The 15,906-nt window shown below is 62.2% G+C and carries 18 protein-coding genes; 11 read left to right on the forward strand and 7 right to left on the reverse strand.

Features of this window, described 5'->3' with window-relative positions; all coding sequences use genetic code 11:
* Positions 1-110: 110 nt before the first annotated feature.
* A complete protein-coding gene (locus AC1DM5_RS19905) occupies positions 111-1,058 on the forward strand; it encodes a homocysteine S-methyltransferase family protein (RefSeq protein ID WP_477821658.1) in 948 nt (315 codons plus the stop codon).
* Positions 1,059-1,101: 43 nt separating this feature from the next.
* The gene (locus AC1DM5_RS19910; protein WP_477821657.1) at positions 1,102-1,317 is read left to right on the forward strand and encodes a hypothetical protein; all 216 of its coding nucleotides are present in this window, start codon (positions 1,102-1,104) and stop codon (positions 1,315-1,317) included.
* Positions 1,318-1,333: 16 nt separating this feature from the next.
* Here AC1DM5_RS19910 and AC1DM5_RS19915 read toward each other — a convergent pair whose 3' ends face one another.
* Positions 1,334-2,788: an MDR family MFS transporter gene (locus AC1DM5_RS19915; protein WP_477975472.1), complete on the reverse strand. Its 1,455-nt coding sequence runs from the start codon at positions 2,786-2,788 to the stop codon at positions 1,334-1,336.
* A 260-nt stretch (positions 2,789-3,048) separates the two neighbouring features.
* On the opposite strand from AC1DM5_RS19915, the gene AC1DM5_RS19920 reads away from it, so the two are divergent.
* The 4 genes from AC1DM5_RS19920 to AC1DM5_RS19935 all read left to right on the forward strand — a co-directional run bounded on the left by AC1DM5_RS19920 (position 3,049) and on the right by AC1DM5_RS19935 (position 8,181).
* Complete coding sequence (locus AC1DM5_RS19920) at positions 3,049-4,551, forward strand: protein adenylyltransferase SelO (protein WP_477821655.1); 1,503 nt, start codon at positions 3,049-3,051, stop codon at positions 4,549-4,551.
* A 44-nt stretch (positions 4,552-4,595) separates the two neighbouring features.
* Positions 4,596-5,141, forward strand: a complete 546-nt coding sequence (locus tag AC1DM5_RS19925) for a glutathione peroxidase (RefSeq protein WP_477821654.1) — start codon at positions 4,596-4,598, stop codon at positions 5,139-5,141.
* Positions 5,142-5,262: 121 nt separating this feature from the next.
* Positions 5,263-7,602 carry a glucose/quinate/shikimate family membrane-bound PQQ-dependent dehydrogenase gene (locus AC1DM5_RS19930; RefSeq protein ID WP_477821653.1) on the forward strand — a complete coding sequence of 780 codons (2,340 nt, stop codon included), beginning with the start codon at positions 5,263-5,265 and terminating at the stop codon, positions 7,600-7,602.
* A 75-nt stretch (positions 7,603-7,677) separates the two neighbouring features.
* A complete protein-coding gene (locus AC1DM5_RS19935) occupies positions 7,678-8,181 on the forward strand; it encodes a hypothetical protein (protein WP_477821652.1) in 504 nt (167 codons plus the stop codon).
* 99 nt (positions 8,182-8,280) lie between these two features.
* Here the strand turns inward: AC1DM5_RS19935 and bla are convergent, their stop codons facing one another.
* From bla to dmeR, 3 genes are all read right to left on the reverse strand, one after another.
* Entirely contained in the window at positions 8,281-9,165 is an 885-nt protein-coding gene (gene bla / locus AC1DM5_RS19940) for a class A beta-lactamase (RefSeq protein ID WP_477821651.1), read from the reverse strand.
* 71 nt (positions 9,166-9,236) lie between these two features.
* Complete coding sequence (gene dmeF, locus AC1DM5_RS19945) at positions 9,237-10,166, reverse strand: CDF family Co(II)/Ni(II) efflux transporter DmeF (RefSeq protein ID WP_477821650.1); 930 nt, start codon at positions 10,164-10,166, stop codon at positions 9,237-9,239.
* 23 nt (positions 10,167-10,189) lie between these two features.
* Positions 10,190-10,462, reverse strand: coding sequence for a Ni(II)/Co(II)-sensing transcriptional repressor DmeR (gene dmeR, locus AC1DM5_RS19950; RefSeq protein ID WP_007816163.1), 273 nt, complete (start codon positions 10,460-10,462; stop codon positions 10,190-10,192).
* Between the two features lie 114 nt (positions 10,463-10,576).
* On the opposite strand from dmeR, the gene AC1DM5_RS19955 reads away from it, so the two are divergent.
* The 5 genes from AC1DM5_RS19955 to AC1DM5_RS19975 all read left to right on the forward strand — a co-directional run bounded on the left by AC1DM5_RS19955 (position 10,577) and on the right by AC1DM5_RS19975 (position 13,993).
* On the forward strand, positions 10,577-11,218 hold the full coding sequence (locus tag AC1DM5_RS19955; RefSeq protein ID WP_477821649.1) for a MarR family winged helix-turn-helix transcriptional regulator: 642 nt from the start codon (positions 10,577-10,579) through the stop codon (positions 11,216-11,218).
* A gap of 41 nt (positions 11,219-11,259) precedes the next feature.
* On the forward strand, positions 11,260-11,976 hold the full coding sequence (locus AC1DM5_RS19960) for a hypothetical protein (RefSeq protein WP_477821648.1): 717 nt from the start codon (positions 11,260-11,262) through the stop codon (positions 11,974-11,976).
* Positions 11,977-12,128: 152 nt separating this feature from the next.
* Positions 12,129-12,674, forward strand: a complete 546-nt coding sequence (locus AC1DM5_RS19965; RefSeq protein ID WP_477975474.1) for a redoxin family protein — start codon at positions 12,129-12,131, stop codon at positions 12,672-12,674.
* A 205-nt stretch (positions 12,675-12,879) separates the two neighbouring features.
* Positions 12,880-13,374: an N-acetyltransferase family protein gene (locus AC1DM5_RS19970; RefSeq protein WP_477822071.1), complete on the forward strand. Its 495-nt coding sequence runs from the start codon at positions 12,880-12,882 to the stop codon at positions 13,372-13,374.
* Between the two features lie 40 nt (positions 13,375-13,414).
* Positions 13,415-13,993: a type 1 glutamine amidotransferase family protein gene (locus AC1DM5_RS19975; RefSeq protein WP_477822072.1), complete on the forward strand. Its 579-nt coding sequence runs from the start codon at positions 13,415-13,417 to the stop codon at positions 13,991-13,993.
* Positions 13,994-14,012: 19 nt separating this feature from the next.
* Here the strand turns inward: AC1DM5_RS19975 and AC1DM5_RS19980 are convergent, their stop codons facing one another.
* The 3 genes from AC1DM5_RS19980 to AC1DM5_RS19990 form a co-directional block, all read right to left on the reverse strand.
* The gene (locus tag AC1DM5_RS19980) at positions 14,013-14,291 is read right to left on the reverse strand and encodes a hypothetical protein (RefSeq protein WP_477822073.1); all 279 of its coding nucleotides are present in this window, start codon (positions 14,289-14,291) and stop codon (positions 14,013-14,015) included.
* A 39-nt stretch (positions 14,292-14,330) separates the two neighbouring features.
* Entirely contained in the window at positions 14,331-15,245 is a 915-nt protein-coding gene (locus tag AC1DM5_RS19985) for a cytochrome c (protein ID WP_477822074.1), read from the reverse strand.
* A 143-nt stretch (positions 15,246-15,388) separates the two neighbouring features.
* Positions 15,389-15,832, reverse strand: coding sequence for a c-type cytochrome (locus AC1DM5_RS19990; RefSeq protein ID WP_477822075.1), 444 nt, complete (start codon positions 15,830-15,832; stop codon positions 15,389-15,391).
* Positions 15,833-15,906: the final 74 nt, after the last annotated feature.

Below are 15,906 nucleotides of genomic sequence, written 5' to 3' on the forward strand. Positions count from 1 at the left end.
GAAACCCGCAATAGTATACCGCAAGTCGCCTAGTTTGGCATCAGATTAAGCGGCAGAACATCACCATCGACGGCAGCCATTACAGGCGCCGCGACAGGAGAGGTTTCACAATGGCAAAGTACAGGCATGGGCTGCCGCAGCTAAAGGGCGGCACCTTCATTAGCGATGGCGGCATGGAAACCACGATGATCTTCCACGACGGCATCGAGCTTCCGCATTTCGCCTCCTTCGTATTGCTGGCTTCCGAGGACGGACGAGAGCGCACGAAGAATTACTATCGCCGCTATCTTGATATCGCCCGGCGGCACGGAACGGGTTTCGTGCTCGACACCGCCACATGGCGTGCCAATCCCGACTGGGGCCAGAAGCTCAACTATACGACCGAGGCGCTGCAAGCGGCAAACGAGCAAGCCGTCGAGCTTCTCGTGGGCTTACGCCACGCCTATGAGCGGCCGGAGCAGCCAATCGTCGTCAGCGGCGCCATCGGCCCGCGCGGCGACGGCTACAAGGCGGGCGTGATGAGCTCCGACGAGGCGGAGGACTACCACGCCTTCCAGATCGAGACCTTCGCCGGCACGGAGGCCGATATGGTCGCCGCCTTTACGCTGACCAACATCGACGAGGCGATCGGCATCGCCCGTGCCGCCAGGACGCGCGGCATGCCCTGCGCGATCTCCTTCACGCTGGAGACTAACGGCAGGCTGGTGACCGGCCGCAGCATTCAGGAGGCGATCGAGACGACGGATGCGGCGACCGGCGGATCGCCGGCCTATTACATGATCAACTGCGCCCACCCGACGCATTTCGAAGGGGCGCTCGATCACGGCAGCGCCTGGGTGAAGCGCATTTCCGGCATCCGCGCCAATGCCTCGACCATGAGCCATGAGCAACTCGATAACAGCGAGGTGCTGGATGCGGGCGATCCTGCCGATCTCGGCCGACGCTACCGCGAACTCCTTCGCCGCATGCCGCAGGTGCGCGTGCTCGGCGGCTGCTGCGGCACCGACCACCGCCATGTTGCGGCGATCTGCGAGGCCTGCCTGCCGCAGGCGGCGTGACGGGGCAAGCGGGAGGGCATGATTGTGACGATGGTGGGGGGCAATGACGCGCCAGCGCAGCTGGCGTGATCTGTGGCTTGCGATCACAGGGCGGCAGACGCAAGCCGAACCGGAAGCGGCTATGGAGGTGGCATTGCAGGATATGGATCTTGCAGCCTTCGAGGACCTCGACAGCCGCATGGCCTATGGGCTTCAGGCGGACCAACGCAAGGGGCGTCCATTGTGGCGCCGGCGATTGCGGGAGCCTATCGGCCTCTAACGAAGAGGAAGGCGCCTCAGCTTCCGGCTGCGGCGCCTTTCGTCTGCTTGGCCTTATAGCCGCTGATCTCTTCGCCTGCGGTCGGTGAGAAGCGCAGGTTCCAGATGGTGGCGCTAATCGAAATGATCGCAACCACGATGAAGGCGGTGGAGAAATCACCAAGCTCGGGCGTTTCGACACCGTTGAAGGCCATGGAGGCATGCAGCGCCAATGCACCGATGCAGATGCCGAGCGAGAGCATCAGCTGCTGGAAGGTGGTGTAGAAGCTCGTTGCCGAGCTCATCCGATCCTGGCTGATCTCATCATAGGCGATGGTGTTATAGGCCRTGAACTGGAACGACATGAAGAAGGCGCTGAGCACCAGGGCGATGAAGATCAGCGGCATCGGCCAGTCCGGGCGGAAGGCGGCGCAGAGGCCGTAACCGATCGTGCCGAGAATGCCGTTGATAATAAGGCTTCGGCGGAAACCGACACGGCGGAAGACGGCCTTTGCCAGAGGCTTCATGAACAACGCACCGAGTGCCGTGGAAATGACGATCTGGCCCGCGGCAGCGGCCGAAAGACCGAAGCCGATCTGGAAGAGCAGCGGCAGCAGGAAGGGCTGTGCGCCCTGCGTGATGCGCGTCAGCGAACCGGCGATGACCGAGGTGCCAAAGCTCGGCACCTTCATCAGCGAGAAATCCATGATCGGGGCCGGATGCTTGCGAGCATGGCGCAGATAAGCAATGCCGAACAGCAGGCCGATGGCAATCAGGAAGATCGCGAACGAGCCCTGCCCTTCATGGCTCGACAATTCGAAGCCGAAAAGCATCGAGCCGAGCGAGATACCAGACAGGATGAAGCCGAGCGTATCGAAGGGGCCGGCAGCCTTGCCCTTCACTTCGTCGATATAGATCGACACGAAGATCATGCCGATGATGCCGATCGGCACGTTGATGTAGAAGATCCAGCGCCAGTCGAGATAGGTGACGATGAAGCCGCCGAGCGGCGGGCCGACGATCGGGCCGATCAGCGCCGGCACCAAAAGCCAGGACATGGCGCTGACCATATCCTTGCGGTCGACACTGCGCATCAGCACCAGACGGCCGACGGGCATCATCATGGCACCGCCAATGCCCTGCAGCAGGCGGGCGAGCACGAGGAACGGCAAGGTCGGCGCGAAGGCACAGAGGATGGAGCCGATCACGAAGACGGCGATCGCGGAGCGGAAGACGGTGCGCGAACCGAAACTGTCTGCCATGCGGCCGCTGGCGGGAATGAAGATCGCCAGGCTGAGCAGATAGGAGGTCAGGGCGATCGACATGGCCGGGGCGTCGACGCCGAAATCGCGCGCCATCGTCGGCAGCGCGGTCGCCAGCACGGTTGCGTCGACATTTTCCATGAGCATGGCACTCGCGACAATCATCGCGATCACCCGGAAATTGGGTGCTGCGCGCCGAACCATCGGCGCATGATAAATCTGATCCGACATCGTCAGGGATCACTCGCAAAGGCGCAGCGGAGCACACGGGGCGACAGGGCCGCGGGGGATGACATGGCAAAACTGCCAAGAGGAGATGATTTTGCTATACGCCTGCAATCATGGCGGCGCTATGTCTTTTATGGCACATCTGCTTTGCCGAGAGGTAAAGGCAGATCACTATTCCTTGCACTTTTTTGGCCTTCGTGAAGGGAGTGGTTTCGGGCCAAAATCGGCTTGCGTGACCGCACCTGCGGCCCTACCTATTAGTCATGACCTCCGCCCTGCAGAAAAAACGGCCGGATACGGCCTTCGGCTTCGACAACAGCTATGTGCGGTTGCCGCAGCGCTTCTTCGCCACGCAAGTGCCGACACAGGTGGCGGAGCCCTGGCTGATCAAGCTCAACGAACCGCTCGCCAAAGAGCTCGGGCTCGATGTCGATATTTTGAAGCGCGATGGCGCTGCGATCTTTTCCGGCAATCTCGTGCCCGAAGGCGCCGAACCGCTGGCGATGGCCTATGCCGGCCACCAGTTCGGCCACTTCGTGCCGCTGCTCGGCGACGGGCGGGCGATCCTGCTCGGCGAAGTGATCGACCGCAGCGGCCAGCGCCGCGACATTCAGCTCAAGGGTGCGGGACAGACGCCCTTTTCCCGCCGGGGTGACGGGCGGGCGGCGCTTGGCCCAGTCTTGCGCGAATATATCATCAGCGAGGCGATGTTTGCGCTCGGCATTCCCGCCACGCGGGCGCTTGCAGCCGTACTGACAGGCGAAGGCGTACGGCGTGAGGAGATACTGCCGGGCGCCGTCTTCACGCGCGTCGCGGCAAGCCATATCCGCGTCGGCACCTTCCAATATCTTGCCGCGACCGGTGACGAGGATGGCGTCAAGGCGCTCGCCGATCATGTCATCGAACGGCACTATCCCGAGCTGAAGGCGGCGGAGAATCCTTATCTCGCGCTTTACGAATCTGCCTGCGACCGGCAGGCGGCGCTGATTGCGCGCTGGCTGCAGGTCGGCTTCATCCATGGTGTGATGAATACCGACAATATGACGATCTCGGGCGAGACGATCGATTTCGGTCCCTGCGCCTTCATGGATATCTACGATCCGATGAAGGTCTTCTCGTCGATCGACCAGCACGGGCGCTACGCCTATGCCAATCAGCCGGGCATCGGGCAATGGAACCTGGCGCGGCTCGGCGAAGCGCTGCTGCCGCTGATCGATGCCGACAAAGACAAGGCGATCGAGCACGCGAACGCCGTCATCAAGGCCTATGGCGAGCGCTTCCACGCCTTCTGGCTGCAGGGCATGCGCTGCAAGATCGGCCTGAGCGCAGCCGAGGATGGAGATCTGGAACTGATCCAGTCGCTGCTGGCGCTGATGCAGGCTGAGGGCGCGGATTTTACGCTGACCTTCCGGCGGCTTTCAATTCTGGCAGGCGATGAGACGGCGGAGGCTGCCTTCGCCTCGACCTTTCGGGAGCCGACTGCCACTGCCGAATGGCTGACGCGCTGGCGTGACAGGCTTTCGCGCGATCCGCAGACGCCCGGTGATCGGGCTGCCGCGATGAAGCAGGTCAACCCGGCCTTCATTCCGCGCAACCATCGGGTCGAGCAGGCGATCGAGGCAGCCGTTCAGGACGGCGATTTCTCGCTGTTCGAGGCGCTGCTGACAGTTCTTTCGCACCCCTATGACGAGCAGCCGGCATTTGCGGCTTATATGGACCCGCCGAAGCCCGAAGAGCGGGTACTCCAAACCTTCTGCGGAACCTGATTTCAGACAAGTCGATATCAACTGGGCCATACTAAAGGGAGATAATGATGACCGACCTTCTCGACATTCCGGTCAAGACCGTTCAGGGGCGCGAGACGACGCTCAACGAATATCGCGGCCAGGTGCTGCTCATCGTCAACGTCGCCTCCAAATGCGGCCTGACGGTGCAGTATGAAGGGCTTGAAAAGCTCTATGCCGACAAGCGCGAGAGAGGCTTCGTCATCGCCGGCTTCCCGGCCAATGACTTTAAGGGCCAGGAGCCGGGCACGGACGCGGAAATCCTCGATTTCTGCACCAGCACCTTCGGCGTCGATTTCCCGATGTACTCCAAGATTTCCGTCAAGGGGCCAGACAAACATCCGCTCTATAAGAACCTGACGAGCTCCAACCTGGAAACGACCGGCGAAGGACCGATGCGCGAACGGCTGAAGGGCGCCGGTCTTGCCTCCGACGACAACGAGATCCTCTGGAACTTCGAAAAATTCCTCGTCGGCCGCAACGGCAAGGTCGTTGCCCGTTTCGCCCCCGACGTGACGGCTGACGATAACCGGCTCATCTCGGCGATCGACCGCGAGCTTGCGAAAGCCTGACACGACGACCGCAACCGCGGCCAATTGTGGCGGTTGAAAGGCAAGCCTCCCGCTCTATCTGTCTGATCGGCGTATATTTTTCGCCATTCTCCGATCCGGCTAACCAGCGGGAGACTGCCTTATGGCAATCGTCATTACCTCCATCCTCTTCATCATTTTCGGACTGGCGCTGGGCACCGGCGGGCTCTGGCTCGTCACGCTCGGCGGCAGCGTCTTCTATCTCTTCGCGGGGCTGATGTTCCTGCTGACGGCAGGCCTGCTTCTCATGCGCAAGGCGGTGGCGCTCTGGGTCTATGCGGTGCTCGTGGTCGTTGCACTCGCCTGGGCGATCTGGGAGGTGGGATTCGACTGGTGGCAGCTCGGTCCGCGCGGCGGCCTCATCATCCTCTTCGGGATCTGGCTGCTGACGCCCTGGATCCGCCGGCCGCTCGGCTTTCGCAGCCCGACCGGCACTTATTACGGCGCCAATCCCTGGCCGCTCGCCATTCCGGTCATCGCTGCCATCATCGTCGCTGCCTATTCGATGACGACGGATCCGCATGATCTCGCGGGCGATCTGCCGATACAGACGGTTTCCACAACGCCCGCCTTCGGCGGCAATGTGCCCGATGGCGAATGGCACCAATATGGCCGCACACCCTACGGCCAGCGCTATTCGCCGCTCGACCAGATCACTGTGCAGAATGTCTCCACCCTGAAAGAGGCCTGGCGCTACCAGACCGGCGACATGAAGCGGCCTGACGATGTCGGGGAAACGACCTATCAGGTGACGCCACTGAAGGTGGGCGACACGCTCTATCTCTGCACGCCGCACAACTGGGCGATCGCGCTCGATGCTAGGACCGGCCAGCAGAAATGGAAATATGACGCCAATTCCGGCATGAACCCGGACCGGCAGCACCAGACCTGCCGCGGTGTCACCTATTTCAGCGATGAGGCGATACCTGCCGGGCAGCCCTGCAAGGAGCGCGTCTACCTGCCAACTTCGGATGCGCGGCTGATCGCGCTCGATGCGACCAACGGACAGGTCTGCACGGGCTTTGCAGAACAGGGCGTGCTGCAGCTGCAGGCCGGCATGCAGTACAATCCGGCCGGTTATTACTACTCCACCTCACCGCCAGTCGCTGTTGCGGGAAAAATCATCATCGGCGGGGCGGTCAACGACAATTATTCGACGCAGGAACAGTCCGGCGTCATTCGCGCCTATGACATCAACAGCGGCGCGCTGATCTGGAACTGGGATTCGGGCAATCCGAACCAGACGACGCCGCTGCCGGAGGGGCAGCACTACACGACGAATTCGCCGAACAGCTGGTCGGTCTTCAGCGTCGATGACCAGCTCGGCATGGTCTATATCCCGCTCGGCAATCAGGTGCCGGACCAGCTCGGCATGAACCGCAGCGCCGATGTCGAGAAGTTCTCCTCTTCGGTCGTGGCGCTCGACATCAATACGGGCCAGCTGCGCTGGGTGCAGCAATTCGTCCACCACGATCTCTGGGACATGGACGTCCCTGCCCAGCCGGTGCTGCTTGATCTGACGAAACAGGACGGAACGGCGGTGCCGGCGCTGGTGGCATCCACCAAGCAGGGCGATATCTACGTGCTCGACCGGCGCACCGGCCAGCCGATCATTCCCTTCAAGGAAATCCCGGCGCCTGATGGCGCGATCCCGGAGGATCACACGGCGCCGACGCAGCCAATCTCCGATCTCACCTTCTCGCCGGAGCCACTGCAGGAAAAGGATATGTGGGGTGTCTCGCTGTTCGACCAGCTTGCCTGCCGCATCGAATTCCACCGCCACAAATATGAGGGCCGCTACACGCCGCCGTCGCTGCAGGGGACCATCGTCTATCCCGGCAATTTCGGCACCTTCAACTGGGGCTCGGTCGCTGTCGACCCGGAGCGGCAGGTGATGTTCGGCATGCCGACCTACCTCGCCTTCACCTCGCGCCTGGTGCCGGCGGCCGATATTCCGCCGCGCGGACAGGATGAGAAGGGAAGCGAACAGGGCCTCAACCGCAATGACGGTGCTCCCTATGGCGTGTTCATGGGTCCGTTCCTCGGGCCGCTGCAGATCCCCTGCCAGGCGCCGCCATGGGGCTATGTCGCCGGCGTGGATCTCCGCACCGGCCGCATCGCCTATATGCACAAGAACGGGACGGTGCACGACATGACGCCGCTGCCCCTTCCCTTCAAGGTTGGCGTGCCCGGCATCGGCGGGCCGATGGTGACCAAGGGCGGCGTCGCCTTCCTGGGTGCTGCCGTCGACAACTATCTGCGCGCCTATGACGTGACGAACGGACACCAGCTCTGGGAAGCACGTCTTCCGGCCGGCGGACAGGCAACGCCGATGACCTATACGACCGATGACAACAAGCAATATGTCGTCATGGTCGCCGGCGGGCATGGTTCTGTTGGCACCAAGCCGGGCGATTATGTGATCGCCTACACGCTACCGTAGCAGCACGAAGGAAGACACAAGTTCCGAGCAGGCTTGCCCGGTCATGTTGCTACCGATTTTTCAGGGGGATTTTTTATGGAAATCGGTAGCAACCTCTCAATTTACTCTGGCCTCGGCTCGCTCTTCGAGCAGGGCAAATCCAAGAACAGGCAGACCGAAGAATTTGGCGGCAGCACGCGCAACCAGTCCGGCGCCGGCCTGCAGCCGAGCACCACCCCGCCGTCCATCGCCAATACGATGTGGGCGGTGCAGGCCGGCAACGAGACCTATATCAACCAGCCCTCTGATGCCGAAATGGAGGCCAAGGCAGCACATAAGAGCCTAGTCGACGAATTCTCCGAATGGAGCAGTATGACGCCGGAAGAATTCATCCGCGCCCGCTATCTGGCAGCCCATAATCTCACCGAAGACGATCTGAAAGCGATGCCTGCCGACGAGCGCGCGGCGATCGAGAAGGAAATCGCCGAGCAGATCAAGCGCGAGCTCGCCGGCATCGAAGGCGGTGGAGACGGCACCACTGATCCTACGACTGCGCAGGCAAGCAATACGAAGTCCACCGACCAGGCCGAAAACGGCTGATCGTCCCCGATCGATCACCTAAATCTTCGAAAGCCGCAGGCCGCGAACCGGGCTGCGGCTTTTTCGTTGAGTCCGACCGACCGCGACGCTGTTGGCGGCCTACACCATCTCGGTGATCATCTTGCCGATTTCGGCGAAGACGGGATTGAATTCGTCCATCTTGACCGTCGTTTCCGCCATATAGACGGCGGCGACGATGGGGCCGCGCTTCGGCGGCCAGATGATGGCGATATCGCCGGCCGAACCGTTATCGCCTGTTCCGGTCTTGTCGCCGATCTTCCAGTCGCTGGGCAGGCCTGCGCGCAGGCGCGCGCCGCCGGTCGTGTTTGCAATCATCCAGTCGACCAGCTGATTTGCAGAGGTTTCTGCCAGAACCGAGCCGAGAGCGATATTGCCGAGCGAATCGAGCATTGCATCCGGCGTCGTGGTGTCGCGCGGATCGCCTTTCGCGGCCTCGTTCAGCGCGGTTTCCATGCGGTCGAGCCTTGTCGTGCCGTCGCCGATCGAGCGCAGCCAGTCGGTGAGTGCGGCCGGGCCGCCGAAGCTCTCCAGCATGAGGTTGCCGGCGGTGTTGTCGCTCAGTGTAATGCCGGCCTTGCAGATCTCGGCCATCGTCATGCCGTCGCCGCCCGCATGCTTTTCGGTCTCGGGTGAATAGGTGACGAGCTTTTCCTTGCCGTATTTGACGCGCCGATCGAGGCTCTCATCGCCCTTGTCGACACGGGCAAGAACGAGGCCGGCGGCCAGAACCTTGAAGGTGCTGCACATGGCGAAGGGCTCGCTGCCGCGATAGCCAAAGGAAACATTCGTGTCGCTGTCGAGAACGGAAACCCCGAGACGCCCGCCGATGCGCGCTTCAAGTGCCGCAAGCCGCTTGTCGATATCGCCGTCCTGCTGCTGGGCGCGTGCGAGAGGGGCAAAGCCCAGCGCAGGCAGCAGCAAGGCGGAGCCCATGAAGCTGCGGCGGGTGAGGCTGTGATTCATGAAGACCTCCGGGGAATCAGGATCACAGGCGTAAGGCCCGATTGCGGCGGCATCTCGGCTTTTTGGCGAGATCAGGCAGCGCGCGTGACCTCCACCGTCACATGCGACAACTCGTCCAGGCTCGCGAGCCTCTCCTTGTAGAAGGCGGTATCGCGCGGCTGCGGCGTCAGTACGGCGACGATCGCTGCATGGTGGCCGGGACCGACCTGCCAGACATGCAGATCGGTGATGCGGTCGCCGTCGCCTTCGATCGCGCCGCGGATCTCATCCGGCAGTGTTTCCGCTTCCGAGAGCACATCGAGCAGCACCGCGCCTGACGACTTCATCAGCCCCCAGGACCATTGGGCGATGATCAGAGCGCCGACAATGCCCATCAGCGGATCAAGCCAAAGCCAGCCATAGAGGCTGCCGAAGGTGAGCGCGGCGATGGCGAGCACCGAGGTCAGCGCGTCGGCGATGACGTGCATATAGGCAGAGCGGATATTGTTATCCGCATGGCCATGGTGATTATGGCCATGGGCATGATGATGATCGTGATGGTGGTCGCCGCTACCGCTGAGGAGCCAGGCACTGACGAGGTTGACGGCAAGGCCGATGACGGCGACGGCAATCGCCTGGCTGAAGCTGATCGGCACGGGCGATGTGATGCGCAGGAAACTTTCCCAGCCCATCAGCAGCGCGATCATCGCCAGAATGATGGCACTCGCGAAACCTGCGAGATCGCCGAGCTTGCCGGTGCCGAAAGTGAAGCGCGGGTTGCGGGCCTGCTTGCGGGCGAAGAGATAAGCGAGCGCAGAAATGAGCAGCGCGCTGGCATGGGTGGACATATGCCAGCCATCAGCCACCAGGGCCATCGAGCCGTAAATGGTGCCGGCGGCGATTTCGACGACCATCATGACCGCCGTCAACGCAATCACCAGCCAGATGCGGCGTTCGTTCCGGGCATGGTCCTGCCCCAGGAAGACATGGTCATGCCCATAGCTATTCGTTCCAGCACTCATTGCCAGCTCCTTATCGATCCGGTTCAGCGGATATAGGTTCGCAAGACTTCCGATATTTCCTCGACCGCCTCCGCCCTCGCCTTCTCGTCGGCGGCATGCAGCACGTGTTCGTGCAAATGGTCGTCCAGCACCTCGCCCGTGAGACCCGTCAGCGCGCCGCGCACGGAGGCGAGAAGCTGGAGGATCTCGCCACAGGGACGCTCGCCCTCCAGCGCGCGTTCGACCGCCTCGAGCTGCCCGCGGATGCGACTGACACGGGCGATGAGTTTCTTCTTCTGATGGGTCGTATGGGACATGGCAGTCTCTAATGTAGGATAGGGGGGTACCCTATATTACTCACTCGAGAAACAAAAGCGGCAATACAGCGCAGCAGTCCTTGAAATTACATAGGAGTCCTATATATCAAGCGCATGGAAACGCCTAAAGACCCCACATCGATCGACAACCGCATCGGCGAAGGCCTGTCGCGCATCGCGATCGCAATGCGCAGCGACGAATGGTCGAAGGCCGAAAGGGCCGGGCTGAAGCCGACGCAGCTTGCGATCCTCGAATTTCTCGCCGGTCGCGATGGCGCGCGGGTCAAGGAGATCGCGGCGCATCTCGGCGTCTCGCAGCCGACGGCGACGGATTCGATTGCGGCATTGGAGCGCAAGGGGCTCGTCGCCAAGGCGAGCGCTCCTGACGACAAGCGCGCCACCGCGATCCGTATCACGGTCGAGGGAACGGCGGCACTCAGCTCCGTTTCGCCGATCGAAACGGCGGCGATGGAGGCCGCCCGCTCGCTTTCTCCCGGCGAGCAGGAGGGCCTGCTGCTGTCACTCGTCAAGATGATCCGGCATCTGCAGGAGGCAGACGCCATACCGATCCAGCGGATGTGCACGAGCTGTCGTTACTTCCGCCCCTACCAGCATTCTGGTGCTGCCAAACCGCACCACTGCAATTTCGTGAACGCGGCTTTCGGCAGGAATGAACTGCGCATCGACTGCCGTGACCATGAAACCGCCGATCCGGCAACCCGGGCTGCCACCTGGGACGCCTTTGAAAGAGGATAGGCGCACTCTCCAGGCAACCTAAAAAGAGAAGGACGTTCAAAATGTTAAGGCAGTTGATCACCGGCGCAGCCATCGCCGGAACGCTATCGCTTTGGCTCGGCTCAGCCGTAGCCCATCCCGTCACGGCCGAACCGTCTGACGCCGTGAAGGCTCCGTTCGACATCATCGAAACCAAAATCGTCACCAAGGGCGACAAGGCGATCTTCTCGACCCGCGTGCGCGGCGAGGCCGGCACTGAGAAGCCCGCGGCGTCGGGCAAGTTCGAGGGCTCCGGCGTCTATGCCTATGTCTGGCCGACCTCGCTCAACAGCGGCGATATCGGCTTCGACAAGGATCAGGGCATCGTCGCACTTGCCGTCACCTTCCATCCGGATTTCGACGACGCTGCCTACAAGGGCAAGAACCGCGACGTCTGGCATCCGCATTGGGTCGTGCTCAACGAGGACAAGGCCTGCGCCGGCGGTCTGAAAGTGACCGACATTCCTGACGGCGCCAAGCCGAAGCTTCCCGCCACCTGGCCGGGCGTTCCATTGCTGATCGACAGCCCGGATTATCCGACGGTACTCAAGGGCGATCGTGTCGATGTCGCCATCCCGCTGTCGCTCATCGGCGGCATCACCGGCGCCTCCTACGACGGCGTGACGGCAGGGCTGAAGATCAACGGCAACCTGCATGCACCGCTGCTCTGCGTCGACAATGTCTTCAAGGTCGCATCCGGCAATCTCAGCCTGCCGGGCAAGGTCATGCCTGCAAAGTGAGCGGGTCGCCGGTCCGTCGACTGCCATCGCCGGACCGGCTCTTTCCTCTCTCCAGGCAAATAGAGAAGAGAAAACACCACGCAGGATTATCCCATTGCGCCCCGGATGCAACGGGCGAAGCAAGCGCCTGCCCAACGACCAAGGATTTCGACATGTCCGATCTGACACTTGCACCGGAACTTTCCGTCAGCGAATGGTTCAACACGCCGCAACCGCTCTCCATCGCCGGATTGCGTGGCAAGGTGATTTACCTGCACAGCTTCCAGCTGCTCTGCCCCGGCTGCGTGGCCGAAAGCCTGCCGCAGGTGCGCCGCATCGAGCGCATCTTCGCCAACACGGATCTTCAGGTCATCGGCCTGCACACGGTCTTCGAGCATCACGAAGCGATGACACCGACCGTGCTCAAGGCTTTCATCCATGAATATCGGCTGACCTCGCCAATCGGTGTCGATCAGGCCGACGGGCGTTCCGACATACCGGTGACGATGCGCCGCTATGGTTTCAAGGGAACGCCCTCCTCCGTACTGATCGGCCGCGATGGTGCTATCCTGCATCATGCCTTCGGGGTCGAAGACGATATCGCTCTCGGCGCGCGCATCGGCATGGCGCTGGCGGCACCCATTCCAGCGGCGATGCCCGGTGATAAGGCTGAAGGCTGCGCGACAGGTGTCTGTGCCATACCCGCCGGTGCGGCCTGATTGGCCTGTATCTGTCATTGACAAACGGGCGGTTTCGGAGAATGTATGGTGCATGATCAAGAACGCGCACCATAATCGCTCGTATTTTTGGCTGTACCTGTAAAGGGCGGCCGAGACAGATCATAATGTCAACAAGCCGCCGTCAGGCGGCTTTGTTGTATCAGCAGCGTCCTGGCGGCATAAACTCAAAAAGGACGCGAAGACCATGCTTGAAATCGAAGACAGCGAAATATCGCTCATGCGACCGCCGGTCGTGACGATCCGCGCCGCCAAACCCCGCGACATATCTGAACTCCACCAAATGATCGGCCTGCTTGCCGCCCATCACGGCGACATCTCGGCTTCGACACCTGAACAGCTTGAACGCGATCTCTTCGGCCCGACGCCGTGGATTTCGGCCCTCGTCGCTGACGGTAGCGACGGGCTGATCGGCTACGCCATCCTCGTTCCACTTTACAGGGCGCAGGAGGGCAAGCGCGGCATGGATCTGCACCACCTTTTCGTACGCGATGGTCATCGCGGCCATGGCACAGGCCAGCTTCTCGTCGACCGCGCCCGGGAAACCGCACGCATTGCGGGCTGCGACTACCTCTCCGTCAGCGCTGCGACCGGCAATCTCAAGGCTCACCGTTTCTACGAACAGATGGATTTCACCCCTCGCCCGGTCACCGGCATGCGCTATATGCAGGCTCTTTCGTGAGTGGCTCCAGCCGCTCGGTCATCTTGTAAGGGAGGAAAGCATGACCCGACTGGCGGTGGTTCTGACCGAAGGCTTCGCGGACTGGGAAGTGGGGCAGCTTGCTGCCTCCGCCCGCACCCATTTCGGTTTCGATGTGGTGACGGCAAGTCCCGGCGGCGCGGAAGTGCGCTCCATGGGCGGCATGCGAGTGGCACCCGATGCGGTAGCCGAGAACCTGCATGGCGATGCCTTCGATGCACTGGTCATCTGCGGAGGCACGATCTGGGAGACAGAAAAGACGCCGGACCTTTCGCCCGTGATCAACGACTTCATCGCACGCGGCAAGCTCACCGCTGCGATCTGCGGCGGAACGCTGGCGCTGGCGCGTGCCGGTGCTCTTGACCAGGTTGCCCATACCAGCAACGCCCCCGATTTCCTCGCCGGCGCCGAGGGCTATCATGGCCAGGCGCACTACCGTGAGGGACCGCAGGCGGTTCGCTCCGGCATGATCGTCACTGCGCCGGGTTCGGCGCCGATTACCTTTACGGCAGAGATCTACCGGGCGCTCGGCTTCGGCAGCGAAGAGCTCGACACCTATGTGCAGATCTTTGGTGCGGAGCATCAGCCGAAGGCGGCCTGAGCGCCAGCAAGCATGCCAATCATTTGAGCCGTCGAGCCACTTTCGGCAGGCTGTCTCCGGGCACCACCTCATGCACCGGGCGGCTTGCCCATTGGTGAAGCGCTCTCTTCACAAACAGGAAGGCTGCAGCCCTTGCCTGCGCCAGATCGCCGGGATCATCGAGACGGCTTGCGATTTTTGCCTCCATGACGGCAAGCGTATCGGAAAACCAGCGCGCAAGAACGGCATTGCGCGCGGCAAGCCGATCCTGCATGCGAGCAATCGCAGCGTCTGTTTCCTCAAGGGTCGGGTGCTTCATGGTGGCAGTGTGGCCTGCGGCGCTTGCCCCAGGCAGACGCTACTTGCTCGGCACGGCCTTCAAATAGGCTGAGATCGCTTCGATATCGGACTGCGGCAGATGGGCGATGTTCTGCTGCACGTCGACCATCTGGCCGCCGGCGGAGTCGAAATCCGGGGTGAAGCCGGTCTGCAGGTAGTTGGTTATGTCGGCCTCGCTCCACGAGCCAACGCTCTTCGAGCCCGGCGTGATATCGGGTATGCGGCCCTTGCCTTCCGGGTTCGGCGCGCCGGCGAGCCACTGGTCGCGGACGAAGCCGCCGAGGAAATCGCGTGGGGTGTGGCATTCGCCGCAATGGCCGAGGCCCTCGACCAGATACTGGCCGCGCTTGAGCTTGTCGTCGGCATTGGCGAGCACGACGCGCGGCTGGTCGTTGAAATAGAGGAATTTCCAGCCACCAAGCGCAAGGCGAATGTTGAAGGGGAATGGCAGTTCGTGCGGCGGCGCGACGTTGCTGCTCTTCGGCAGCGTTTTCAGATAGGCGAAGAGATCGTTGACGTCCTTGTCGCTCATGCGCGTATAGGAGCCGTAGGGGAAGGACGGGTAGAGATGCTGCCCATTGGCGCCGACGCCGCGCTTCATGGCATTGCCGAACTGGGCCAGCGTCCAGCGGCCGATCCCGGCCTGTTCATCCGGAGAAATGTTGGGCACATGGAAGGTTCCGAAGGGGCTCGTCAGAGCGAGACCGCCGGTCAGCGTCAGCTTCGCATCGTCTTTCGCACCGGGCGCAGCATGACAGCTGACGCAGCCGCCGGCCCAGAACACCTTCTCGCCGTTCGCAATGTCGGGCGCGCCGAGATTGGCCCAGTGGCTTTCCGGCAGCGGATCGGGCGCGGTGACAAAGTAGAAGGCTGCGCCGCCGATCACGACGACGCCGATGAGACAGAGCACAAAGCGGATGAACCTGCGGACCATGCGCCGCCTCTCCTTACTGTCGATATCAAGGGGCATTCCCGGGTTCGCTGGCCCCGGCCCCGCTGCCGGGGAGAATAAGGCGATCCGCACCGGCGGCAAGGGCCGATGCGGATCGCGAGATCATACGGGAATAGCTCTATCGCCTAGTCCTTCTTGATGCGATAGAGCTGATGACAGCCACCACAATTGCCGCCGAGCGTGTTCAGCGCCGCGCCGACGCCGGCAGCATCAGCCGGAAGCTGGGCGAGCACGGTTTCGGCGTCGGTAGACAGCTTCGCGGCGCGTGCCTTGAAGTCATCCATGTTTTCCCAGATCTTCGGGCTTGCTTCCTCGTCGCCCGTCTCGGTGCCCGGCTTGAACTGGTCCGGGAAGGCCTTCGCCGTGGTGGCGATCGTCGTCAGCGCCGTCTTCACGGCATCCGCATCATAGGGCTTGGTGCCCTTGGCGATGGCGGACAGCGCGCCTGCTGCGCCACCGATCTGCTTCATCATTCCAATACGTGCGTCATGCGTGCCGTCGACGGCCATGGCCGAACCGAGGGCAATGCCGGCCAACGCAACAGCCGCCGCAACTGTTTTCCAATTCATGATTCTCTCTCCATTGTTCCACCGGCGAAGCCGGTCGAGGGCAATCTGCACCGGGATCATGACAAAATCCATGT

This window comes from Rhizobium sp. 01T437 (assembly GCF_056398505.1).